Here is a 25,217-nt window from a genome sequence, read left to right as displayed (position 1 = left end):
AAAGAGCTATGCGTTTGGTTTTTTCTTTTTCCAGAATTTTTGTTACTGTGAAGCAGAGTTTTTTTGATTATGAGGTAAAGAAAGATCACTTGATTAAGCTTTTTTGCTTTCACGTTATAAAAGAACGATTCCAAATATAGGTAATTTATGTATAAACATTTTTTTGTCATCATAAGAAAATATTGAAAATAATATCAGTTAAAGCATTTACATTCTTTGAGTTAAGAGATCATTTTTTATAAAAATCTATAGGAGAGCTTCTTAATTTATTGAGATACAAAAAATGTTGGGCGATTTTGCTGTTTTCTTTAGACTGAAATAAGCCTTATCTCTTTTCCAGCATAATAGCAGAAATTTGCCGTCCGTAATCAGGTTCGTTGCGGTGTATCGCACGGCGATAGGAGAAAAAACGCTGTTCATCTTGATAGGTACAAAGCTCTACACAAGAAGCATGGACTCCTCCTTCTTTGAGTTGCTTCATAATGAATGCCCATAGATTAAAGCGAAAGTGATTTCCTTTCTCTGTTTTTACAAAATATTTTTGGAACTTACTATGACAATCAATAAATTGGTTATAAAATTCGCTCGTTACTTCGTAGTGGCAAGGACCAATGCAAGGACCAAGGACTGCAATTATAGATTGTCTTTTGGCTCCTTGTTCTTCCATAACGGAAATTGTTTTTTCTACAATGCCATTTAAGCTTCCTCGCCAGCCAGCATGTGCTGCGGCGATGACACCTGCTTGTGGGTCAGCAAAGAGGATTGGTCCACAATCTGCTGTAAGAATGCCGATTACCAGTCCTTGTGTGCTGGTAACGAGAGCATCGGCTTTCGGAACTTCACCAATAAAAGCTTGATTAACGACAACAACGTCACAGGAGTGTGTTTGATTGACAGTAACTAAATTTTGCACCTCAACACCAAAATAATCAGCGATCAAAATACGATTTTGTGCAATATTTTCAGGTTGATCATTTGAATTTTTGCCAACATTAAGACTTTGATAAAGACTTTTTGAAACACCGCCTTGACGTGTAAAGAAACCGTGTTTTATCCCATGCGTGTGTAAAGCAGAAAGATCTTTTGCTAGGAGAGGGACGAAATTCATAAAAATTCCTTATAGAGATAGCACTTTTCGAAGTAAGAATGATCTATGAGATGTATTTGTCAATAAGCATTATTACTGATCATTAAAACTGAGGAGGCACAGGTATTTTTTTATCACTCACATGTAAGACTTTAAACAATTTGCCCATTTGATCTTTGCCGGCCAATCGTTCAATATCTTGGCAGATTTTCTTTTGCTGTTTAGCGCTTTTACCTGCTCCAAGCTGATTTGCGCGCTCCAGCAGTCCCATTTTTAAAAGAAACTCTCCTTGTTCTAGAATTTCAGCAAAACAGCCTTGTTCAAGGGCTATTTTTTTTAAAAAAGAAAAGCCAACGTGGGATGTTAAATCATGTTGACCAGGAGCCTCAAAAATATCACGGAATTTATGTTTTGAGACTGCTTGCAGCGTATCACCAAAGGCAAGATCAGAAGCGCCATAATCGATAAGCAAAGCAGAACCTTGTCTTTGTACTAAGTTGTTGCTGATTTGTTGCATTAATTGATGTCGTGCGGGTGCATGTTCAAAAATTGTGCCGTCAGGTATTTTAGAACAATAAGACTGTAAGCAGGAAGAAGGAAGTTTATTTGGAGTAGCAACAAAGATGAAGTTTCCCTCTTGATTCACTGTAATACGGCGTTCTCTCCATTTTCCATTGATTTTAATATATTGATTGATGGGAAGTGTATCGAAAAACTCATTGGCAATTAAGAATAGAGGTTTTGAGGGGATTTGATCAAAGTTTTTAATGCTGTAGATTTTTTTTTGATAAGAAGAAAGACGCTTTTTTTGTTCCTCGGCAAGCTTTCTACTTATCTCAATAAGGAAAATTTCAGCAGCATTAAAGGCTGTTGTGGATAATTTTTGAATGGTCCGCAAAATATCATCCATGAGTGTTCCACGTCCTGGACCTATTTCAGCGAGAATGAAAGGTTGAGGACAGTTATGGGCTTTCCAGCTTGCGAGGGACCAAATGCCAATCATTTCTCCAAATAATTGGCTTATTTCGGGGGCTGTGATGAAGTCACCTGTGCGCCCGAAGGGTGTTTGGGTTTGATAATAGCCAAATTCAGAATCGGTAAGAGCTAACGTCATATATTGACTAACAGTGATTGGCCCATTGAGCGTAATGATTTCTGTAATTTTTTCTTTGAGGCTAATCATTTTCTGTCGGCTTGTGTTTAAAGGCTTTAAGAATGAGATAAACCCCCACAAAAAGCATGGGAAGAGATAAAGCCATGCCATAGGTTAATCCAGTAGAATGAAAAAGGGTAGAAAACCATTCTGGATCTTCTTGAGGAGCACGATAAATTTCTGAAATACTGCGTGCTATTGCATAGCCTACAATAAAGGTTCCTGCCACGGTGCCGGGGCGCTTTAAGGCTTTGAAAGCGAAAATTATAACGCATAAGATGATGAAAAGAAGAAATCCTTCCATAAAAGCTTCGTAGAGTTGACTTGGATGACGGGGGAGATAATAGGGGTCTAAGGGAAAGCAAACAGCCCAAGGGTGTGTAGTGATATTGCCCCATAATTCTTGGTTAATGAAATTGCATATTCTCACAATGCCAATACCAATAGGTGCCCCTGCAGCAATGATATCAAACATTGCTCGTATGTTGATGTTGTTTTTTCTGGAAAACCAGACCATTGCAATGATGATGCCAATTAGTCCACCATGAAAGGACATCCCACCATCCCATACTGCAATGATAGCGCTTGGATGGCTAAAGTAATAAATGGGATCCCAGACAAGCACCTGTCCTAAGCGTCCTCCAATAACAATGCTGATGGCAGACCAGACAACAAAATCGCCTATTTTCTCTTTATCCATAGGAGGAAAATTTGCATACCATAGAGAGTGTTTTTTTAATAATTTTTGTGCGTACCACCAAGCAAAAAGAATGCCTACGACGTAACCAAGTCCATACCAATGAAGAGATACGGGGCCTAAATGTATAATTACGGGATCGAGAAAAGAGGGAAAAGCAATGGCTGGACAAGAAAGATTGTTCATGGGTTAAGCATTTTCATTATAAAAAGTTATATGATGCTCAGGAATGACAGATGAATGCGGAATGGTCAAGCGAGGGGGGTAGGAGGTTTCCACTGATTTTAGTGTTAAAACTTTATGATGGTAAAAAGAGTATAAAAAGGCTTAAAGCAAATCTGTATGGTAAAAGAAATCCTATAGGATAAAAGGGATAAATACGATATCTAAATGTTATGAAAATACGCTATAATGCGTGTGTCAGTCAGTTTACTTAAAGGAAAATCTCATGCGTAATGGATCAAATCGTATTCTTGATGAATTAGCAAAATTAGCAACCGATGCAGCGAGTGTTGCACAAGGTATACGACATGAAGCTGGAACAGCTTTTCGTTCGCAAGCTGAAAAGATAGCCAATAAACTTGATCTTGTTTCACGAGAAGAATTTGAAACATTTAAGGAGATGGTCTTGAAAATACAGGCTGATAACGCTGATTTAAAAAAACGTCTCGAGGCGTTAGAAAGAGGGAAAACACGAAAAAAAGAAGGGGCTTAGAAAAATATCCCCAATTTTTCAATGCGATGCGTAAAGTTGAAAAATGCTTAATCCTGAGTCTGTTAGAGCGTATGGTCCCTTTATTTTTTGATTTGTTTTTTATAAAAGAACATTTTTTTGAATCAGGGGACTAGTACTATAAAATTGTATCAATACACTGGAAGAGCTTGGTGATTCGTTTTTTATTATCAGGCTACCGCGGGGAACATTAATTGGGTGCCGGGGTGTTGTGTACTGTCAATTGTTTTTAAGTGTGTATTTGTTTGGTGTAAAAACTTTGATTGTAACAGAATATTGTTACAGTTCGGGTGGTTTATGTTCTGTTGACACTGTTTTTAATATAATTGAGGGTTATGATGAGGCTTGCATTTTGCGCCACAGAAAGGGAAGAGCATCCTGTTGACTTTATTGAACAGATTGCCTGTAAATATGATTGGTCGTTTGAGCGGGAGGTACAAGATGAAATTAGTGTTTGCGTGGAAGGAAAACGGGCAAATTATCGCCTTGCTTTTTCATGGATGGAAGAGCAAGAGGCACTTCATTTAGCCTGTGCATTTGATCTCTCGATAGAAAATGCTCGAACAGCAGAAATGCATCGCTTATTGCTGGCAATTAATGAAAAATTGTTGCTGGGACATTTTGATTATTGGCAAGGGAATAATTCAGTTATTTATCGGCAGGGACTTCTCTTAGCTGGTGGGGTACATCCGTCTCATGTACAGGTTGAAACATTGTTGATACACGCGCTTAAAGTCTGTGAAAGCCATTATGTTGCATTCCAGATGGTTGCTTGGAAAGGGGAGAGTGCTTACAAGGCACTACAATATACTTTGTTTGAAACTGTAGGGAATGCTTAAAGCACATTTTTTGTGGTTTTTCTTACAGACGATTTTTGAAAGATTGCTCTCATAGAGGGATATCAAGAGTAGCGCGCAAGCCTCCTAGAGGGCTGTCGTTTAATTGAATGTTGCCTCCATGGCTGCGTGCTATATCTTGAGCAATAGAAAGACCGAGACCCGTTCCACTTGCATCTTGATTTCGTGCTTTATCGAGTCTCAGAAAAGGCTTAAAAACTTCTTTACGCATATTTTCCTGAATTCCAGGCCCATCATCATCAATAGTCAAGATGAAAGATTCTTTTTGGGATGTCGCTGTCAATTGGACAGTGTTGGCGTAACAAAATGCATTTGACATAAGATTGCTCACAAGGCGTGTGAAGGCGCGAGGGCGTACTTGTATGTGTGTAGGACCTTCAATGCTATAGGAAAATTGACGTTTATGAAGATGGGCCTCAGTGGAGAGTTTTTGCATAAGGACATTTAAATCAAAGCTTTTAACACTTTCGTTTCCTTCGCCACGGGCAAAAGCGAGGTAGTCTTCTAACATATGTTGCATGTCACTGACATCTTGCTCAAGCGGTTTAATATCAAAGTCAGTATCTGCTAATGCTAGCTGAAGTTTAAAGCGTGTAAGAATGGTTCTTAAATCATGACTTACTCCTGAGAGCATCATGGTGCGTTGTTCAATTTGCCGTTCAATACGCTCACGCATGCGTAAAAAAGCGATGCCAGCACGACGAACTTCATCAGCTCCTTGTGGTTGAAATCCTTTTGGTAAAGGACGTCCACGTCCAAAACTTTCTGCTGCTTCAGCCAATTGTTGAATCGGTTTGATTTGGTTGCGCAAAAAGTAAATTGCTATCAACAACAAAACAAGAGCTGTTCCTACCATCCAGCTTAAAAAAATAGCGGTGTTGGAAGCATAGGTTTGGCTGCGCAATGCAAAGACGCGCAAGATATTATGACCAAGGTGAACTCTGATTTCAATGAGATTAGAATCGCCTACGGTGTCAATCCAGAAGGGGCGGTTAATTTGGCGTTTAATTTCTTCACTTAGAAAATAATCAAGAATAGCAAAAAATGGTTTAGGTCCTGCTGGGGGAAGGGGCGATGGAGGTACGATAGAAATGTTTAATCCCATGCGCTGTTGTGCAATACGCTTGATCTCTTCATAGTTATCTTGTTGCGGATAAGTTTCAATAATATCAATAAGAGCAGAAATATCATGGACAACGGTGGTTGAAAGACGTTCAGCTACCATTTGCCAATGGCGTTCCATAAAGATATAGCCAATTACTGTTTGCAGGAGTACCATAGGAGCAATAATAATGATCAAAGAGCGAGCATAAAGCCGTTTAGGCATCTTCTTTGTTAGCCATTGGACAAATTTTCTTAAAGGCTTGATCATTGTATGACTATTCAATTGAGAGTTTATAACCTATTCCTCGTACAGTTTGGAGCCATATGGGAGTTGTAGGTTCTTGTTCGATTTTACGGCGGAGACGGTTGATCTGTACATCAATGGCACGTTCACTGATATCGTTGCCCTGCGTCGTGAATTGATGGCGCGGAATTGTCTCGCCTACATTTTTGGCAAAGAGGACCATCATTTCTTGTTCTTTGTCTGTTAATTTAATAATTTCTCCTCCTTTTTTAAGTTCGCGTCGTGAAATTGAAAAAATGTAAGGTCCGAAAACAATCTGTTCAATTTTGGGTTGATGAGGGGGGAAAACACGCCGTAAAATAGCATTGATACGAAGTAAAAGCTCACGAGGATCAAACGGCTTAGAAAGATAATCATCTGCACCTGCTTCTAAGCCATGGACGCGATTATCTGTTTCTGATAAAGCTGTGAGCATGAGAATGGGAACCTCTTTTGTTTGACGCAGTGAGGAGGTGAGATTGATGCCGTTTTCACCCGGCATCATGACATCGACGATAAGAAGATCAAAATCTAAGCTTGTGAGCTGCCGTCTTGCTTGAGCTGCATTGGACGAAACTGAAACGCGGAATCCATTTTTAATGAGAAATTGAAATAAAAGATTACGAATACGGGTATCATCATCAATTACAAGAAGGTGAGGGGCATCATCACATAAAATTTGAACGTGATCGGTCATTCTTAAAAACCTTGACAAAAATTTAGTTTACACAAAATCTAAGTTTACATAAGTTGCATAAAACTGTCGAGCAGGCTCTTTTTCTGTCGAGGGAGAAGGAATGCTCCTTATAAACTGAGAAAAATTTTATTTTTGGGCAGGACGTCATGGGGAAGCTTAGTACATGGATTATTCCAGTCACACCTTTTCAACAAAATTGCACTTTGCTTTTTGATAATGAACAAAAAGTGGGTGTTCTTGTTGATCCTGGTGGTGATTGGTTTCGAATTCAAGAAGTGATTGAAAAAAGTGGCATTCTAGTGGAAGCCATTTGGATTACACATGGTCATTTTGATCATGTTGGAGCTGCTATGCAAGCAAAAAAAGCACTTGATGTTAAGATCCTTGGTTCCCATCGTGATGATAAGCCTGTTATGGAGAGTGCGAGCGAGAGTGCAAAAAATTATGGCATGACTGACGTATGTATTTGTGTTCCTGATCAATGGTTAGAAGATAGCGCGTGCGTTCATTTTGCTGGGCATGTTTTTAAGGTTTTTCATACACCCGGACATTCCCCTGGTCATGTCATTTATTTCAATGAAAAAGAACGTCTTGCTCTGTTGGGTGATGTTCTCTTTCGTGGTTCTATTGGGCGCACTGATTTTCCATTCTGCTCTCATGAAAAATTAATGAAATCTCTTCGGGAAAAAGTTTTGCCTTTAGGTGATGATGTTCGTTTCATCTGTGGCCATGGTCCAGGAAGTCACATAGGCTATGAGCGCCAAAACAATCCTTTTCTTCAAGGAATTTAACAGGTCAAGATAATAAAACCCGCTTTAGGGCGGGTTTTTGCAATGTTAATTCAATAGATTTCTTTCAATCAATTTACTGGAGCATAGCAGACATGATCTAAACCATCATTGCCTCGAAAAGTTCCTGTTCTAGGGTTGAATGAACGATATTTTTTTGTGCAATATTCAAGCCAATCCGATGTCTCTTGTTGTTGAAGTGGCTCATAGCCCACCGTTGTCGGTACTTGATAAATGACCTGATTTTGTGGTTGGACTTGATAGATAACTTGAGGCTGCTTTGGTTGTTTCAAAACATTACCCAGAATTGCACCTGTTGCAAGACCAAGAATGCCTGCCGCTAAAACATTTCCTGAGTTATCGCGATTCACATAAACATTACGGTATTTTGTCTTTTCGCGTTCAACATAATGATATGTATTACGTTCAACCTGATGATAGCTTTTTTCTTTTCTTTTATGGTCAATATGATGATGGTGATGATATCTCTCAGAAGTATAAGAAGGGTGATACTTCTTAAGAGCTGAACGAGAGTTATAATCATCAGAACGGATGCTAAAGCTAGGAGAAGGGAAACGAGCTTCTTCCTGCATTTTTTTCATCGAATGATCCATTTCTTTTCGCATACTCTCTATTCTTCTTGTGACAGTTTCACGATGAAAGGATGCCATATCTGCAAGTGTTGTACCCAATGGTATCAAAACGGTTGCAGTTGACATCGCTGATAATACCGCTAGTTTAATTATTTTTTGCATAGCGACACTCCTTATATAAATTCGCATTTTCTAGTATCTTACACATGCCAAACTGAATAGAACCTGAACAATTTTGGACTTTATTTTGACAGAACGAATAAAAAGCTATTTAGTTGAGTATAGACTGCGAAATCATAGAACAATATAAATCATAGAATAATATCATGTCAAAAATTTGATTTTAAACACTGTCTTCCGCTTAGCTTAATTTATAAGATTGGATTAAGAGCACTTTATTTTTTTACTATGGATGTCAATTCTATATTAAATAATACTTTATCTTTCTTTTCTTGATCCCATAGAGCTTGGATAGGAGGAACATAAGCAAGGAATCTCATTTTTATCATTATAGGGATATGGAATAGTGATAAAATATTCCTTTGCTTCTTTACGGTATGGAATTTTCTCTTGTTTTCTTTTGTAAGGTTGATGATCTTTAAGCTATAGGATTGTATGCGCGGACGATGCCTATGATGTATGAGGATTTTTACATTTTTAGGGATTTTAAAACGTGTTTGAACAAGAAAAATTGTTTAAAAGTCGTTAAGTTAAAGTATTTTTCGTAAAATGCTCTTCCTTATGTTTTTTGAGACAAATTGGAGCCTCTTTGATCTTGTAAGATTATCTCTTTTACGCTCTTTACTCTTGATCTTTAGTCGTTTTTTAAGAGTAAAAGACCATTTTTAGCAGTTTAAAATTTTTTGCTTTTTCGTTGGGTGCTTTTTTTCATTTTTTTGTCGCTTGATTGAGGGGGATGAGATTTTCGTTTTGTTTTTTTATTTTCCAAAATACCAGTATCCATCGTTGGTCCCATGTGATTAAGGTCTGGTTTGGAGAAAAGGCTTGATTGTAACATGGGATCATGGGGGGATTGTTCGTTTTGATGTGTTAAGGGATCATCTGCTATTGCTAATTCGATTTTTTGTAAGTGTTTAATTTCATCGCGAAGTCGCGCTGCTTCTTCAAAATTAAGGTCAGCGGCGGCTTTGCGCATTGATTTTTCAAGATGTTGAATATGAAGGGCTAAATTGTTACCAACCTTCTTGTTTTGCATAATAAAGTCAGGAATATTTGTGGGAGTAGGGTTGTTTTCACCCCCTAAATTAAGAATATCAGTGATATTTTTTTTGATACTGGTTGGTGTGATATGATGCTCTTCATTATAAGCTATTTGTTTTTGTCGACGTCTTTGCATTTCTTGTAAGGCTCGTTCTATGGAACCAGTTATTGTATCTGCGTAAAGGATAACACGGCCATCCACATTGCGTGCAGCGCGTCCGATTGTTTGTATGAGTGAAGTTTCAGAGCGTAAAAAACCTTCTTTATCGGCATCTAGAATGGCAACAAAACCACATTCTGGAATATCTAAGCCTTCTCGAAGGAGATTGATACCGATTAAGACATCAAAGGTACCGAGCCGCAAATCGCGAAGAATTTCAATACGTTCTAAGGTATCAATATCGGAATGCATATAGCGTACGCGGATTCCTTGTTCATGGAGATATTCTGTCAAATCTTCGGCCATACGTTTGGTCAAAACAGTGACCAATGTACGGTAGCCTTTTTGAATTGTTTGACGAATTTCATTGATAACATCATCGACTTGATTGCTGGCTTTGCGAACTTCTGTTGGTGGATCGACAAGTCCTGTTGGGCGAATAATTTGTTCCGCAAAAGTGCCGTGTGATTGTTCTATTTCCCAGCGTCCTGGTGTTGCAGAGACGGCAATCGTTTGCGGACGCATGGCATCCCATTCTTCAAAGCGTAAGGGACGATTGTCCATACAGGAAGGGAGGCGAAAGCCATATTCTGCTAAGGTTGCTTTTCTTCGAAAGTCACCTCGGTACATACCACCAATTTGAGGGATTGTTACATGACTTTCATCGATAAAAACAAGAGCATTGCTTGGAATATATTCGAACAAGGTTGGTGGTGGTTCACCGGGGTTTCGGCCTGTTAAATAGCGTGAATAATTTTCGATTCCTGCACATGATCCGGTGGTCTCCAACATTTCCAAATCAAAAATTGTACGCTGCTCTAAACGTTGCGCCTCTAAAAGACGCTCAGCTGCGTTCAACTCATCAAGGCGTTGAATGAGTTCCGTTTTAATTGATTTCATCGCTTGATTGAGTGTTGGGCGTGGTGTTACGTAGTGTGAGTTGGCATAAATTTTAATCGATTGAAGGTCACCTGTTTTTTGACCTGTGAGAGGATCAAATTCAGTAATTGTTTCCACTTCATCGCCAAAAAGCGAAATACGCCAAGCACGATCTTCGAGGTGGGCAGGGAAGATTTCAATTGTATCCCCTCGAACCCGAAAGGAACCACGAATGAAGTTTATATCTTGTCGACGATAATGTTGGGCAACTAAATCAGCCAGTAATTGCCGTTGATCCAGTCTATCACCTTTTTCTATTTTGAAGGTCATAGCCGTATAGGTTTCTACTGAACCAATTCCGTAGATACAGGATACAGACGCAACAATAATGACGTCATCACGTTCAAGAACAGCACGTGTTGCTGCATGGCGCATACGGTCAATCTGTTCATTAATAGAGGATTCTTTTTCAATATAAGTATCAGAGCGTGCCACATAGGCTTCAGGCTGATAATAATCATAATAGGAAACAAAATATTCTACAGCATTGTGGGGGAAAAAGCTTTTAAATTCTCCGTAAAGCTGCGCTGCTAGCGTTTTATTGGGGGCTAAGATCAGAGCTGGGCGCTGTGTTTTTTCAATGATTTTGGCCATTGTATAAGTTTTTCCTGATCCAGTAACACCCAAAAGCACTTGCGTATGCTCACCTTTTTCAATTCCTTCAACTAGAGTTTTTATTGCTTTGGGTTGATCTCCTGCTGGTTCAAAGGATGTTTCAAGTTGAAAGGAAAGTCCACCTTCAGATTTTTCAGGACGAACAGGGCGGTGAGGTGTCCATAAGACACCATTCTTAAAAAGAGGATTTCCTGAAGCAATGAGTTTAGAAAGAGCCTCAACTGTTGCTGTAACACCATTTTTCATTCTTGCTATCCTTTGAGAGAGAAAGGCCTGTGCTTTTCAGGGAAATATTATATTAATTTAATCGAGATAACGACAAAGCGTTTGTTAGCAGTTTTGTTCCAGCTTGCTAGATCTTTCGTAGGACATTTGATCAGTTCTTTAAAGCATTTCTTTTGGCATTTTTAGGATGATAGCAGCTGAGGTTGTTTGTCTTACTTCTTTCATTTAACCCATGATGATGTTCACCACCACTGCTATGAGTCGAGAGATCGTCCATAATGCAATTTGTGAGGGGAAACATTGCGTATGTGCGATAAAGATCATTTCCATCTTTAAATGAGAGGTAGCGAGATGATACCCAACCTGTTTGAGAGTTATATTTGATATGGCACCAGTTTTCTTTACAGATTTGGACAAAGACCAATGTTCCTGCAGGGATTAAACCACGAAGTGTATACTGCGTACTTGGTCCTGACCTAAAATTAAGATTATTGGTGACAAAAGCACCAACGGCTCCAGAGACTTTTGTGCCTAGAAGGAGAGAGCCAAACACAAAGAAAAATAGCAATTTTTTCATTTTCCCACAGAAGATTCCTCTAGAGATTTCTCTTCTTCTCTCTTCATATAAGATCTTTGTTGTTAAACTATGATAAAATAGAAAAAATTACAATTGTTTCTTCTTTGAGCCTTTCATTATAGGATTCTCGTTGAATATTTTAAGGTCGACAATTGTTGAACTTGCTAAACAAAATTTGGTGAATGCTTTCTTTTCCTTTTTATTTTTATATGGAAAATAGGGACACTGTACTATATAATATATGAGATTGTGGTTTTCGGATTCCAAAAGTGATTTTGGAAGCCGTTTTTTATGTTTTTATTGAGATTTCCGTGTGACAGAAAGGGACGGGTTATGAAAAAAGTTCCGATGACTACAGCTGGTTTTGAAAATCTTAAAGAAGAGTTGCGTTGGCGTCAACAACAGGAACGTCCGCGAATTATTGAAGCAATTTCTGAAGCGCGTGCCCATGGTGATTTGTCAGAAAATGCTGAATATCATGCTGCTAAAGAGGCACAAAGTCATAATGAAGGGCGTATCAATGAGCTTGAGGACTATATTGCTCGGGCGGAAGTTATTAATGTCTCGCGTCTTTCAGGTGACCAAATTAAATTTGGAGCTACGATTAAACTTTTGGACGAAGATACTGAAGAGAAAAAGGTGTACCAGATCGTTGGGGATCAAGAGGCTGATGTAAAAACTGGTAAGATCTCTATTTCCTCACCTATTGCGCGTGCGCTCATTGGGAAACGAGAAGGTGATGTGATTGAAGTGAATGCACCAGGAGGGGCGCATAATTATGAAATTATTGAGGTTCAATATATTTGAATTCATATGCGGGTGTCTTTAAAAGAAACTGAGATTATTGCTCCTCACTTTAAAAAGCGCTTATCGGGAGTAACATCGACAGTTGTTCAGCTTATTCCATTACAGCGTGAGCAAGGTGTGCGTATATCTACTTTTGGTTTTGGGTTACCGAAAAATTTACCTGCTCTTGCTTTTAAGGATCTTTTCGGCCTTTGGAAAAGCCCGAAGGGCAGGCCGTTTCGTATTTGGCATGCACGGCGCAATATTGAAATGCTTTGTGGAGTCTTTTTACGCGATATTTTGCGGATGAAACTAAAACTCATCTTTACATCAGCATCTAGGCGTCATCATAAACCTTTTACTAAATGGTTATTGCGTCGTATGGATAAGGTTATTGCTACCAGTGCATGCACGGGGTCCTATTTAGAGGTCCCTCATCAGGTTATTATGCATGGAGTTGATGTAAGGCGCTTTTCTCCACCAGAAACTGTTGATGATCACTTTGCTTCATCAGGGTTTCCTGGAAAATATGCCGTGGGATGTTTTGGACGTGTCCGCTACTTAAAGGGCATTGATCTGTTTGTCGATGCAATGATAGCGCTGCTCCCCCGTTATCCTGAGTGGACAGCGATTATTGCTGGTCGTACGACAGAACAACATTATAATTTTGAAAAAAAATTACGTCAAAAGATTGCTGAAGCCGGTTTGGATGATCGCATTATTTTTCTTGGCGAAGTGTTAAATACACCTGTGTGGTATCGTCGTTTGTCGCTTTATGTAGCACCCTCTCGTCTGGAAGGTTTTGGTTTAACGCCGTTGGAGGCAATGGCCTCACAAACAGCAGTTGTGACGAGTGATGTTGGAATTTTTAAAGAATTGGTGGTAGAGGGTACAGGTACGGTTGTTAAAGTAGACGATGGACCAGCTTTAACGACAGCAATTGAATCTTATTTTGCTGATTTGAAAAAAACATTAGCGGCAGGGCAAAAAGCTTTAGAGCACGTTCGCACTCATTTCCCTCTGGAAAAGGAGGCGGCAGCAATCGGAAGTGTTTATGAAGAACTCTTTACAGAAAAAACACTTTAAGGATATTAGAAAACTTCTTGAGAAGCAATGAAAAGCGTCATTTTTAAGCGTTTTCATGAAAAAAGGCTTTAAGGCAGCAGTTTAATCATACAAATGTTATTTTACAACATTGAGTATGTTTTTAAGATTTTACAATAATAAGCTGTAAACACTTTTGATGAAACAATCGGTATTCTCTTTTTTAGCCGATGTGAAAGTACACAAAAGGAGTAATAGTTGCTTATTTCAGTAACGCTCTTTTGAGAAGAGAGTGTGCTGTTTTTTATGGCTGAAATCTTTAAGCTATTTGTATTGGCTCTAGTCGTGAAAGGTGTTGTCCTTTTTCAGTTATAAAAATTTATATCAGCTGTTTTGTACTAGAAAAAATATTTTTAGGAGAAAATATTGATATTTTTAAATTAGAGATCGTTTGAGTTCTTGTCTCAATCTATTTTCATCGTTGAGGAAGAAGATCCATAAAGCAGTGCGATAAGAGATTATCTGATGTGAAGACCTTTGCGTGTCTTTATAGTATTCTACAATTTAAGTGCTTGAAACTCTTTACAGGTTTTTCAGTAAATTGAAGTTTATAATGTGCATGATATTTTTAAATATTTTTTCATTCCAAAATTCATGCTGTGCATTAAAATTGTTCACGCCAAAAAGCGGGGATAAAAAGGACGAATATGGTTATAATTTCAAGACGTCCAGCTAGCATGAGAAAACTCAAAATCCATAGGGCATTATCGTTAATTGTAGAGAAGTTACCAGCGGGACCAATAATATCTCCAAAACCTGGGCCAATATTTGAAAGAGCGGTTAAGACACCAGTAAATGAAGATGTAAAATCAAGACCGGTTGTGAGAAGAAGTGCCGTGCCAATAACAAGACAGAACATATAAAGAGAGACAAAAAATAAAACTGCTTTGGCAACGTCGCTCGATATATTTGCGTTATCATAGTGAGCTTTTACAATGACGTTTGGCGAAAGAAGTTTTTCTATATTTGCTTGGGTAATTCGCCAGAGAATAATTAAGCGATTGATTTTCATTCCACCAGAGGTAGAACCCGCACAGCCACCTGTAAAAGAGACAATAAAAAAAACGCCAAGGGCAAAAGATCCCCAAAGCTGATAATCTTCAGCGCTATATCCAGTGGTGCTGATAATAGATGTGAGATGGAAAATAACATCAAGGAAGATCCAGTGGAAGGAGCGATGGTCATGAAAATGTAGCCATGCTGCCAAAGCAAAGCTAAAGAAGAAAACAATATTGAGAAAAACAATCACTTGTGAATCAATAAAACGTTTGGAGCGGCCAGGAAGTACGAGTTTAACATAAAGCACGAAAGGTAAGGCGGAGAGTAACATAAAGATTGTTGAGACAATTAAGATAGCTGGGTTTTTAGAAAAATAACCAAAAGAGGCGTCGTGGGTTGAAAAGCCAGCTGTCGCTATCGTACTCATTGCATGGTTAATGGCATCAAATAAACTCATGCCTGAAGCAAAATAGGAGAGCATACATGCCAATGTTAATCCAACATAAGCTATGATGATTCCGTTGGCAATTTGATTGATACGAGGCAATATTTTTTCAGATTTATCTGATGATTCCATGTGAAAAAGGCGTACTCCTCCAACACGCAGTGAGGGTAAAAGCAAGAGGGCTAAACCGATAAAGCCAATACCGCCAATCCAACATATAATCGAGCGCCATAGCAAAATACTTCGTGATAAAGTGTCAAGACCTGTGAGTACTGTGGAACCTGTCGTTGTAATTCCAGAAACAGATTCAAAGATTGCTCCTGCTAGAGAAATTGAAAGAGGAGAAAGGTAAAGGGGTAAAGCACCCACGATGCTTCCTGTTAGCCAAAGACAAACAGTGAGCATAAACCCTAGCCTTGCTGAGAAACGACACGTAGCTCCTTTGGTTGCTAACAGAATCAGTGTCGCTAACATAGTGGTTATGGCACAAGAGTAGAGGAAAGTTCTCCAATTATGGTTTTTGTCGTGCAAATCTACAAAAACCGGCAGAAGCATTGCTGCTCCCATAATTAATGCAAAACGTGCACAAACATTGATAATAAACTGAAAAATGATCGTTCCCTATCTTTGTATCACTTTTTATTACGATTTTGTGCTCATAAAAATTTACATTTTTTATCTTTAAAGATAAAGATCAATTTTTACATTACGCGCATCTTTATCAATTGGCAATCGAAGCTTTTTACCAAACTTGAAAGAAGTACATATACACCATAATTTAAACTGTTGAAAAATGTTTTTTTAAAGACTGTATTCCGTTATAATTTATAGATAATTAAAGAACAATAAGTGAAGGGGATTCCATGGCACGATCGCATATTCGTCTGCTCATCCTTGGCTCTGGTCCAGCTGGCTATACAGCAGCAATCTATGCAGCAAGAGCAATGCTCAAACCAGTTTTAATTACTGGTTTGCAACAGGGCGGACAGTTGACGATTACAACTGATGTTGAAAATTATCCAGGTTTTGCTGATTCAATTCAAGGACCATGGTTGATGGACCAAATGGCAAAACAAGCTGAAAATATGGGAACAAAAATTGTCTATGATAGCATTATAAAGGCTGATTTATTGCAGTATCCTTTTATTTTAGAGGGGGATTCTGGGGCTCAATATTGTTGTGATGCGCTCATTATTGCAACGGGAGCGAAGGCACGTTGGCTTGGTTTGGAAAGTGAACAGACTTTTATGGGTGGTGGTGTTTCTGCTTGTGCTACATGTGATGGCTTTTTTTATCGTGATAAGGATGTCATTGTTGTGGGTGGTGGTAATACAGCGATTGAAGAAGCTCTTTATTTATCGCATTTGGCGAAAAGTGTAAGCGTAGTGCATCGGCGCAATTCTTTCCGAGCGGAGAAAATTTTACAAGATAGATTGCTTTCTTGCAAAAATGTCCGTGTTCTTTGGGATCACGTCATAGAAGAAATCGTTGGTTTGCCAGCTCAGGATTCAAGAGGAGCCGTTGTGACAGGTGCACGCCTTAAAAATGTTAAAACGGGACAAGAAATGAAGGTCAATGCGGAGGGAATATTTATTGCCATTGGGCATGATCCAGCTGTTTCTTTGTTTGAAGGACAACTAAAACAAAAACGAGGTGGCTACTTATGGACAGTACCAGATTCAACAGCAACAAGCATTACTGGTGTTTTTGCCGCAGGTGATGTAACAGATGAAGTTTTCCGCCAGGCTATAACAGCGGCAGGAAGAGGGTGTATGGCAGCATTGGAGGCAGAACGTTTTTTAGATTCGCAAGTATAAAACAGACATAAAATTGATTTAAAATAAGAGGTCAAATTGTGACATCACCGTTGGATTGGGATAAACTAAGGGTTTTTCATGCTACGGCAGAAGCAGGTTCTTTTACACATGCGGCTAAAAAGCTTCATTTATCTCAATCAGCTATTTCGAGGCAGGTTTCAGCTTTGGAGCAAGATGTCGGTGTATGTTTATTTCAGCGTCATGCGCGTGGATTAATCTTAACGGAGCAGGGTGAAATTCTTTATCGTACAACGCATGATGTTTTGATGAAGCTTGAGAGTGCACGCTCACAATTAAGTGAAAGTTGTGAAAAACCAACAGGGGATCTACGGATTACATCAACTTTTGGAGTGGGGGCAGGATGGCTTGTCGAGCGTATGCCAGAATTCCTTAGCCTTTATCCAGATATACAGGTTCAACTCTTATTTGATGATAAAGAACTTGATCTAACGATGCGTCAAGCAGATTGTGCTGTTCGTTTGCATCAGCCTCAACAGCCTGACCTTATACAAAGAAAACTCTTTACAATTCATATGCATGTTTATGCTTCAAAAAATTATATTGTAAACTATGGGAAACCAGAAACATTGTCTGAACTGGATACACATCGTATTATTTCATTTGGAGAACCTATTCCACACTATTTGGCTGGTTTGAATTGGTTGGAAAAGGCTGGTAGAAATGATAATTCTTTGCGCCTTTCAGTCTTACGAATTAATAACATTATTTCAATAAAGAAAGCGATTATATGTGATCTTGGTATCGCTGTGCTTCCTGATTATATCGTGAATAATGATGAGCGACTTGTGCGCCTTTTTCCTGATATGGTTGATATTCCTTCCTTTGATACTTTTTTTTGTTACCCTTATGCTTTAAAAAATTTGGCAAAGCTGAAAGCTTTTCGAGATTATATTTTTTTAAAAGCGCGTCAGTGGTCCTTTTAAAGAGACAGTATTTTAAGCTATGTGTTTATTGCATAGCAGATGCGCTGAAGTCTCTCTTGTGATTCTTCTGATAAAATGACATAGAGTATTATCTCTTGATTATGTTTGCCTCCCATTGCATTTTCTTGAGTGTTCCCTTATGAAAGTCTGCCAGATTGATTTTATCTCTGGAGATTTTCCAAATTGGCCGGACATTTGTCCGGCTTTTTTTTAGCTTTTGAAATAAGCATTTAAAAATGCAAATCTTTTAAATCTTTTAGAAGACAGTAACGAAAAATTTTCACAAGTTTTATGAAAGTCCAACAATTTTTTAGGAAACATCAAGGTGGGTGAGAAGCTTAGGATTATAGTGATCATTGCAAAACAAAACAGCTTTGAATGAGAGATGTAGTTTTTATAAGCGTTCAATTTTCAGTGCATAAATTGAGTGAAGCAGTGTATATTTTACGAGCCTATAAAAGCTTTTTTAGTGCTGATCATTTAAGATGATTAAAGCATTCAAAAAGAATTGTTTCTTGATGATAAAAGTAAAATAGCTGAAAGTATAGATCTCAATATGGGGGAAAAATATGTAAAAATTTCATTTTTAAAATTACACCTGTTTCATCTTTTTGAGTAGAACACTTCAGTTTTTTAAATTTGCTCTTGGTTTCTATCTTCATACAGTTTCACTGGGACACATTTTTACAGCCTCTCTTTATTTATGCCATAGTCTAACGGTCAATACTCTTTCAAAAAATTTGATCAGCAAGAAAGAGGGAAAGCGCTTTTTAAAGTAAACTATGACAAAAGCGCTGGATACGTAAGCAAGCTTCTTCAAGCAACTTCTCCGATGCCGCATAAGAAATGCGAAAAGCTGGCCCTAGTCCAAAAGCAGATCCATGAACGACAGCGATTGATTCTGCTTCTAGAAGTGCTATGACAAAGTCTTCATCATGAGAAATCACTTTACCTTCCGGTGTTTTTTTTCCAATGAGTCCTGCACAGGAAGGATAAACATAGAAGGCGCCTTCTGGTGTTGGACAGTGAATACCAGGAGCTTGGTTTAACATGGAAACGACGAGATCACGGCGCGCTTGGAAAACACTTTTATTTTGAGCAATAAAATCTTGGGGACCAGTAAGTGCTTCGACGGCAGCCCATTGTGAAATAGAACTTGTGCCGGATGTTTGCTGACCTTGAATGATATCCATGGCTTTAATTAATTCCTGTGGTCCCCCTGCATAACCGATTCGCCAACCTGTCATGGCATAAGCTTTAGAAACACCGTTCATGGTGAGTGTGCGCTCATAAAGCTTCGGTTCTACTTCTGCTGGAGTGACAAAGGTAAAACCGTTATATGTTAGATGTTCATAGATATCATCGGTGAGGATATAAACATGAGGATATTCTATTAAAACATCTGTTAGCTTTTTTAATTCATTGTGCGTATAAGCCGCACCTGATGGATTTGAAGGAGAATTAAAAATAAACCATTTGGTTTTAGGCGTGATAACAGCCTCTAACTCTTGCGGTTGAAGTTTATAAGAAAACTCAGCTTTTGTTTCTACGAAGACAGGTGTACCGCCATTGAGTGTAACCATTTCTGGATAACTGACCCAATAAGGAGAGGGAATGATGACTTCATCTCCTTTATTTAAGGTTGCCATCAACGCATTGAAGAGGATTTGTTTACCACCGGTACCAACAATAATTTGCTCTGGTTGGTAGTTAAGATTATTTTCTCTTTTAAATTTGGTTGCAATTGCTTGACGTAATTCTGGAATTCCAGAGATGGGGGTATATTTTGTTTCTCCCCGTTGAATAGCTTCAATGGCAGCGTTTTTGATATTATCTGGTGTATCAAAATCGGGTTCTCCAGCGCTTAAAGCAATAACATCACGACCTAACGCTTTCAAATTACGTGCTTTTTGAGAAACAGCAATTGTTGCAGAAGGTTTGATATGAAAAAGCCTTTCGGCGATAAAAGCCATGATTCCAATCCTTAGATGATAGAAGCAAATAATTCTTGATTTGAGGTATTTTATAAGAGATTACATTGTATGCAATAAAAAATTGCAAAAAAATTCTTTAGTGTTATGTGCTTGAATAAAGGCTTCAAAAGATAATTGTAGTATTTTATTTACAAACAACGAAAATATTCTCATAAAAAAGTTTTCATCAAGGGTTAGAGTTTAGCAAAGGTTTTACGGTTTATTAAGAAAAGTTTTTTTATGAGAATGAGGACTGGAAATTTTCTTCTATCCTTAAGAAAGTGTACAGGAGCGGTAAATGTTACGCATCTTTGTGTGGAATAAATAACACAACGGATTGATTTATAAAGATAAATCATTATTTTTATAACTTGTATCATACCCCCGAATATTGTAAGATTCTTTCATCTTATTTCATTTTGAATCAATTAAAACTATCTCGTTGCACATCACAAGTGGGATTATTGTGTGGATAAAAAATAGAGAAGAAAGGAGTAAAAATGCCTCTTATGAATCGTCTGAAGAGCAAGGGCTGTCGCAACATTGGGGCCGGTGAATAGTATGATAGGGTCGGTTTGTACCTTCACAAACGTAAAGATGGTGGTGCTCGATGGATTTATCAGAATACCATTCATGGGCGCCGTCATGAAATGGGTTTGGGTGCTTTAAGAGACATCCCTTTAAAACAAACCCGTGAATGTGCAACCCAATGGCGCTCTGTTCTTCGTGAAGATGACACAAGTTTAGAAAAATTTATCAAGGGCTCTGAATATAAATCTAGAATGGTTTATGCTCTCTTTATCCGTACCGATCTCTCTCATTGCTGTTCATTACAATAAAAAGATATGATAAAAGACGATATTTTATCGGATGATTCTTCAAAAAAAACTAACAGGTTAGACGTATTTTCTAGCGATTCGATAAAAAGTTTTTTCTTTTATACGATTTTTGAATGCGTTTTGTAAAAAGCAAAAAAACCCCGTTTTTGCAAACGAGGGTTTTTAAAGCATATTGCAGAATTGAAAGATTAAAGCGCTGCAAGGTTTCCAGCAGCAAATTTTCCAGAACGACGATCTTGAAGAACGTCATAAGAAATCTTTTGTCCTTCATTAAGGTTATTTAAACCAGAACGCTCAACAGCGGAAATGTGTACAAAGACATCTGCACTTCCATCACTCGGCTGAATGAATCCAAAGCCTTTTGTTGTATTAAACCACTTAACTGTTCCTGTAGACATAGGAAACTCCTTAGAATATATAATTATGTTGTGCATTGAAGTCAAAAAGCCTCCAATACGATTTTAGATCGAAATTAGGTGGGAGAAGTTTCGTCGAAAGTGCAGATCGCACAGGAAAGAAAGTCACATAACCGAAAGTTCGATAAGAACTCTATAAGAGTTTTTGAGATAAAAAGCAAGAATTAATTGGTACTTTTATATAAAAAAATTGAGAGAGAGTATTTTGCATCATGGTAAAAAGTTCAAGTGAAATAGCTTTGCAGTGAACGCACTCCAAGGTCCTTTTTTTTCAGTGCTTTGATAGCTTCCATGGCAGCTTCGGCTCCAGCTACGGTTGTATAATAGGGGACTTTTTGCATGAGTGCTGCATGGCGTAAGGATTTCGAATCGGAAATAGCACTGGCAGTGCTGGTTGTATTAAAAATCAATTGAATTTGTCGATTACGAATGGCGTCCTCAATATGAGGATGCCCTTCTAGGACTTTGTTAATTTTTTTTGCCTCAATATTATGTTCGGTCAGGAATTTTTGTGTTCCACTTGTTGCTAAAACAGTAAAACCAAGCTTAGATAAAAATTTTACAGGATTTAAGATACGCTTTTTGTCTTCATCTCTTACAGAAACAAACAATGTTCCCTCTTTTGGTAGCTCAATACCCGCTCCAAGTTGGGCTTTAGCAAAAGCAAGAGCAAATTCATAATCAAGTCCCATGACCTCACCCGTTGAGCGCATTTCTGGACCAAGAAGTGTATCGACACCTGAAAAACGAGCAAAAGGAAAAACGGATTCTTTGACAGCAATATGTTGTTTTTGCGGCAGAGAGGGTAGTCCACCGTAAGCTTGAAGAGCTTTATCGAGCGTTTCTCCTGCCATAATCCGTGCGGCCATTTTAGCAATGGGACGACCAATCGTTTTTGCGACGAAAGGAACAGTACGCGAAGCACGCGGATTGACCTCCAAGACATAAATTGTCTCATCTTTAATGGCATATTGTACATTCATTAGACCACGAACATGAAGTGCCTGTGCTAATGCTATTGTTTGGCGCTCTAATTCAGCTACTGTTTTATGAGAAAGTGTATGGACTGGTAGTGAACATGCTGAATCACCAGAGTGAATACCAGCTTCTTCAATATGCTCCATAATACCAACAACCAGTGTTTTTTCTCCATCGCAAAGACAATCAACATCAACTTCAATTGCTTCTGTTAGATAGGTATCAAAGAGAAGTGGATTTTTACCAAGCAATGTATTGATTTGTCCTGTTTTGTCGTTGGGATAACGGGCTTTGATATCTTCTGAAACCAATTCAAGGACACTCTCAAGCAAATAATTTTGTAAGCTACGCTCATCACGGATAATTTGCATAGCACGTCCGCCTAGAACATAAGAAGGACGTACAACCAATGGAAAACCTAACTCATGGGCAATGAGGCGTGCTTGTTCAATTGAATGGGCAATACCATTTTGAGGCTGTGTTAAGTTAAGTTTAAACAACAATTTTTGAAAGCGATCTCTATCTTCTGCTAAATCGATGGCTTCAGGAGAAGTACCCAAAATGGGGATATTCTGTTTTTCTAGTGCGCTTGCCAACTTCAGTGGTGTTTGTCCTCCAAATTGGACGATGGCTCCAACCAATTCACCTTTTTGCTGTTCTGTTTCTAAAATAGCAATAACATCTTCTGCCGTTAAAGATTCAAAATAAAGACGGTCAGAGGTATCGTAGTCTGTCGAAACGGTTTCTGGATTGCAGTTAATCATAATGGCTTCAAAGTCTGCATCACGGAGCGCAAAAGCAGCATGACAACAACAATAGTCAAATTCAATACCTTGGCCGATACGGTTTGGTCCTCCACCTAAAATAGCAATTTTTTTGCGTTCAGAAACTTGTGCTTCTGATTGTTCTACACCTGCAAAGGGAACTTCATACGTTGAATACATATAGGCTGTCGGTGAAGAAAATTCAGCTGCACATGTGTCAATCCGTTTAAAAACATTCCTAACATTCAGGGATTTGCGCAGAGCAGCAATATCAGCAGATTCTTGTCCCGTAAGGGTAGCTAAACGCGCATCCGAAAAACCCATAGCTTTTAACATGCGTAAATTCTCTGCGTCTTTGGGTAGTCCATGGGTGCGGATGTATTGTTCCATGTCAACAATGGAGGCTATTTGTTCCAAAAACCATGGATCAATTTTGCTGATTTGGTGGATTTCATTTAAGGGTAAGCCCGTACGCATTGCTTGAGCAATGTAGCGTAGACGATCAGGACTTGGTATGGCTATGGCAGAGCGTATAGAACTCTTTTCATCACCTTCAGCATGTTCAGGGATTACAATTTCATCAAGACCGGTAAGTCCAGTTTCAAGCCCACGGAGCGCTTTTTGCAGCGATTCTTGAAAAGTGCGTCCTATTGCCATCACTTCTCCTACAGATTTCATCGCAGTTGTTAAGACAGTTGATGAACCAGGAAATTTCTCAAAAGCAAAACGAGGAATTTTGGTAACGATATAGTCAATAGAAGGTTCAAATGATGCCGGTGTTGCACCGCCTGTGATATCATTTTTTAATTCATCAAGTGTGTAGCCAACTGCCAATTTAGCCGCTACCTTGGCAATGGGAAAACCCGTTGCTTTTGAGGCAAGCGCTGAAGAGCGGGAAACACGTGGATTCATTTCAATAACAATGAGGCGTCCATTTTCAGGATTAACAGCAAATTGTACATTGGACCCACCCGTTTCAACACCAATTTCACGCAGTACAGCAATTGAAGCATTGCGCATACATTGATACTCTTTATCCGTTAAGGTGAGGGCAGGGGCTACCGTAATCGAATCGCCAGTATGAATACCCATGGGATCAATGTTTTCAATGGAGCAAACAATGATACAGTTGTCGTTCTTATCGCGAACAACTTCCATTTCATATTCTTTCCATCCCAAAACACTCTCTTCAATCAAAACTTCTGTAGTTGGGGAAGCTTCAAGCCCTCGTTCAATAATTTCATAAAATTCAGAGCGGTTATACGCAATTCCACCGCCGGTACCACCAAGGGTGAATGAAGGACGGATAATCGCTGGAAGACCAATAATATCAAGAGCTTGAACTGCTTTTGCGGTAGCATGTGCAATATAATGTTGCTTACGCTCAGCTTCTGTATGACGCCAATTGCGTTCAAGATCTTCTAGTGCTTGGTCAAGAGCGTCACCAGAAAGTTTCGCTTTAAGTTCATCGCGCTTTTTTGCGTGTTGGCGGCGATTTTCTTCTTTAAGTTCTGTTGCATTAGCTAACATAGATCGTGGTGTTTCCAAACCAATTTTTGCCATCGCTTTGCGAAATAAAGCACGATCTTCAGCCTTATCAATTGCATCGGCATTTGCCCCTATCATTTCAACGTGATAGCGGTCTAAAACCCCCATACGCTTTAATGATAAGGCGGTATTAAGGGCCGTTTGCCCTCCCATAGTTGGTAAAAGAGCATCGGGACGTTCACGAGCAATAATTTCGGCAACTATTTCAGGAGTAATGGGTTCAATATAAGTTGCGTCAGCTAAATCTGGATCTGTCATAATGGTGGCAGGATTAGAGTTAACCAAAATAATTCGGTAACCTTCTTCTTTTAATGCTTTACAAGCTTGTGTGCCTGAATAGTCAAATTCACATGCCTGACCAATAACAATAGGTCCTGCTCCAATAATAAGAATAGATTTTATATCTGTGCGTTTTGGCATGGTTTTTTCCTATGACAAACATCTGTGTGCAATTGCGTCAGGCAGAATATTTAAATTTTAAGGCTAAAATTGTTTTATAGGTTAAGTGATCAAGAAAGTAAGCCATAAAATGCCTTTTCCATGTTTTTTTTCAGAGAAGTCAAATTTAATAGCTTTGAATATGAGTTTCTTTATGGTCAAAAATTGAGAATTGTAAAGAATAAGTCTTGATACTAAGTTGTTTATTTTATCAAGATGCAAAATTAGAACAAAATTTTCTCGTGTTATGATTCAAAATATGATCAAAACTCTTATCGTAATAAGCTGGCACGATCATTATATTGACTATCGCCCAATGTTGCGATAGCTCTTGCATTAAGACGATTCATTAAAGATATTTTTATTCCTTTTCTAACAGGTTTTTATCCATACGATATTCCCACGTGTGATGGGCAAGGGGATGGTTTGATACAAGA

Annotated in this window: 18 protein-coding genes and 3 pseudogenes; 8 read left to right on the top strand and 13 right to left on the bottom strand. The window is 38.6% G+C overall.

From position 1 onward, the window contains the following. Nucleotides 1-325: 325 nt before the first annotated feature. The 3 genes from pgeF to lgt form a co-directional block, all read right to left on the bottom strand. Entirely contained in the window at nucleotides 326-1,108 is a 783-nt protein-coding gene (pgeF, locus tag AC0QT4_RS03465) for a peptidoglycan editing factor PgeF (RefSeq protein ID WP_473200330.1), read from the bottom strand. Between the two features lie 82 nt (nucleotides 1,109-1,190). Further along, on the bottom strand, nucleotides 1,191-2,270 hold the full coding sequence (locus AC0QT4_RS03460) for a class I SAM-dependent methyltransferase (protein ID WP_473200329.1): 1,080 nt from the start codon (nucleotides 2,268-2,270) through the stop codon (nucleotides 1,191-1,193). Next, complete coding sequence (gene lgt, locus AC0QT4_RS03455) at nucleotides 2,263-3,123, bottom strand: prolipoprotein diacylglyceryl transferase (RefSeq protein WP_473200328.1); 861 nt, start codon at nucleotides 3,121-3,123, stop codon at nucleotides 2,263-2,265. Before lgt ends, AC0QT4_RS03460 begins: the two co-directional genes overlap by 8 nt. 262 nt (nucleotides 3,124-3,385) lie before the next feature. Here lgt and AC0QT4_RS03450 point away from each other — a divergent pair, with 262 nt between their 5' ends. Together AC0QT4_RS03450 and AC0QT4_RS03445 are read left to right on the top strand one after the other, a co-directional pair. Then, nucleotides 3,386-3,652 (top strand): accessory factor UbiK family protein, encoded by a 267-nt coding sequence (locus tag AC0QT4_RS03450; protein WP_473200327.1) that lies wholly within the window; start codon nucleotides 3,386-3,388, stop codon nucleotides 3,650-3,652. 356 nt (nucleotides 3,653-4,008) lie between these two features. Continuing rightward, nucleotides 4,009-4,509 (top strand): type III secretion system chaperone family protein, encoded by a 501-nt coding sequence (locus AC0QT4_RS03445; protein WP_473200399.1) that lies wholly within the window; start codon nucleotides 4,009-4,011, stop codon nucleotides 4,507-4,509. A gap of 49 nt (nucleotides 4,510-4,558) precedes the next feature. Here the strand turns inward: AC0QT4_RS03445 and AC0QT4_RS03440 are convergent, their stop codons facing one another. Both AC0QT4_RS03440 and AC0QT4_RS03435 read right to left on the bottom strand, forming a co-directional pair. Continuing rightward, on the bottom strand, nucleotides 4,559-5,899 hold the full coding sequence (locus AC0QT4_RS03440; protein ID WP_473200326.1) for an ATP-binding protein: 1,341 nt from the start codon (nucleotides 5,897-5,899) through the stop codon (nucleotides 4,559-4,561). A 7-nt stretch (nucleotides 5,900-5,906) separates the two neighbouring features. Continuing rightward, complete coding sequence (locus AC0QT4_RS03435) at nucleotides 5,907-6,611, bottom strand: response regulator (RefSeq protein ID WP_473200325.1); 705 nt, start codon at nucleotides 6,609-6,611, stop codon at nucleotides 5,907-5,909. Between the two features lie 146 nt (nucleotides 6,612-6,757). On the opposite strand from AC0QT4_RS03435, the gene AC0QT4_RS03430 reads away from it, so the two are divergent. Next, nucleotides 6,758-7,402: an MBL fold metallo-hydrolase gene (locus tag AC0QT4_RS03430; protein WP_473200324.1), complete on the top strand. Its 645-nt coding sequence runs from the start codon at nucleotides 6,758-6,760 to the stop codon at nucleotides 7,400-7,402. A 68-nt stretch (nucleotides 7,403-7,470) separates the two neighbouring features. On the opposite strand, the gene AC0QT4_RS03425 is transcribed toward AC0QT4_RS03430, so the two are convergent. From AC0QT4_RS03425 to AC0QT4_RS03415, 3 genes and pseudogenes are all read right to left on the bottom strand, one after another. Next, entirely contained in the window at nucleotides 7,471-8,154 is a 684-nt protein-coding gene (locus AC0QT4_RS03425) for a BA14K family protein (RefSeq protein ID WP_473200323.1), read from the bottom strand. Between the two features lie 691 nt (nucleotides 8,155-8,845). Next, the gene (gene uvrB, locus AC0QT4_RS03420) at nucleotides 8,846-11,173 is read right to left on the bottom strand and encodes an excinuclease ABC subunit UvrB (RefSeq protein ID WP_473200322.1); all 2,328 of its coding nucleotides are present in this window, start codon (nucleotides 11,171-11,173) and stop codon (nucleotides 8,846-8,848) included. Nucleotides 11,174-11,435: 262 nt separating this feature from the next. Then, nucleotides 11,436-11,729: pseudogene (locus AC0QT4_RS03415) on the bottom strand (SH3 domain-containing protein); the annotation flags it as partial. A 333-nt stretch (nucleotides 11,730-12,062) separates the two neighbouring features. Between AC0QT4_RS03415 and greA the strand changes: the two are divergent. Together greA and AC0QT4_RS03405 are read left to right on the top strand one after the other, a co-directional pair. Beyond that, nucleotides 12,063-12,536: a transcription elongation factor GreA gene (greA, locus tag AC0QT4_RS03410; protein WP_473200321.1), complete on the top strand. Its 474-nt coding sequence runs from the start codon at nucleotides 12,063-12,065 to the stop codon at nucleotides 12,534-12,536. A gap of 6 nt (nucleotides 12,537-12,542) precedes the next feature. Next, nucleotides 12,543-13,601, top strand: coding sequence for a glycosyltransferase family 4 protein (locus tag AC0QT4_RS03405; RefSeq protein WP_473200320.1), 1,059 nt, complete (start codon nucleotides 12,543-12,545; stop codon nucleotides 13,599-13,601). A gap of 622 nt (nucleotides 13,602-14,223) precedes the next feature. Here the strand turns inward: AC0QT4_RS03405 and AC0QT4_RS03400 are convergent. Then, entirely contained in the window at nucleotides 14,224-15,618 is a 1,395-nt protein-coding gene (locus tag AC0QT4_RS03400) for a TrkH family potassium uptake protein (protein WP_473200319.1), read from the bottom strand. 308 nt (nucleotides 15,619-15,926) lie between these two features. On the opposite strand from AC0QT4_RS03400, the gene trxB reads away from it, so the two are divergent. Continuing rightward, nucleotides 15,927-16,880 carry a thioredoxin-disulfide reductase gene (trxB, locus tag AC0QT4_RS03395; protein WP_473200318.1) on the top strand — a complete coding sequence of 318 codons (954 nt, stop codon included), beginning with the start codon at nucleotides 15,927-15,929 and terminating at the stop codon, nucleotides 16,878-16,880. Nucleotides 16,881-16,918: 38 nt separating this feature from the next. Beyond that, nucleotides 16,919-17,824 (top strand): LysR family transcriptional regulator, encoded by a 906-nt coding sequence (locus tag AC0QT4_RS03390; protein WP_473200317.1) that lies wholly within the window; start codon nucleotides 16,919-16,921, stop codon nucleotides 17,822-17,824. 770 nt (nucleotides 17,825-18,594) lie between these two features. On the opposite strand, the gene AC0QT4_RS03385 is transcribed toward AC0QT4_RS03390, so the two are convergent. Beyond that, complete coding sequence (locus tag AC0QT4_RS03385; RefSeq protein ID WP_473200316.1) at nucleotides 18,595-19,797, bottom strand: pyridoxal phosphate-dependent aminotransferase; 1,203 nt, start codon at nucleotides 19,795-19,797, stop codon at nucleotides 18,595-18,597. A 500-nt stretch (nucleotides 19,798-20,297) separates the two neighbouring features. Here AC0QT4_RS03385 and AC0QT4_RS03380 point away from each other — a divergent pair. Continuing rightward, nucleotides 20,298-20,528 (top strand): annotated as a pseudogene (locus AC0QT4_RS03380) (Arm DNA-binding domain-containing protein); the annotation flags it as partial. A gap of 296 nt (nucleotides 20,529-20,824) precedes the next feature. Here the strand turns inward: AC0QT4_RS03380 and AC0QT4_RS03375 are convergent. From AC0QT4_RS03375 to AC0QT4_RS03365, 3 genes and pseudogenes are all read right to left on the bottom strand, one after another. Beyond that, on the bottom strand, nucleotides 20,825-21,034 hold the full coding sequence (locus tag AC0QT4_RS03375) for a cold-shock protein (RefSeq protein WP_473200315.1): 210 nt from the start codon (nucleotides 21,032-21,034) through the stop codon (nucleotides 20,825-20,827). Nucleotides 21,035-21,276: 242 nt separating this feature from the next. After that, nucleotides 21,277-24,762, bottom strand: coding sequence for a carbamoyl-phosphate synthase large subunit (gene carB, locus AC0QT4_RS03370; RefSeq protein WP_473200314.1), 3,486 nt, complete (start codon nucleotides 24,760-24,762; stop codon nucleotides 21,277-21,279). A gap of 296 nt (nucleotides 24,763-25,058) precedes the next feature. Next, a pseudogene (locus AC0QT4_RS03365) lies at nucleotides 25,059-25,139 on the bottom strand (DUF4102 domain-containing protein); the annotation flags it as partial. Between the last annotated feature and the right edge of the window lie 78 nt (nucleotides 25,140-25,217).

The organism is Bartonella sp. EBT8, assembly GCF_055796165.1.
Note: the sequence above shows the minus strand (reverse complement) of the source record. Positions and strands in the feature narration are given on the sequence as shown.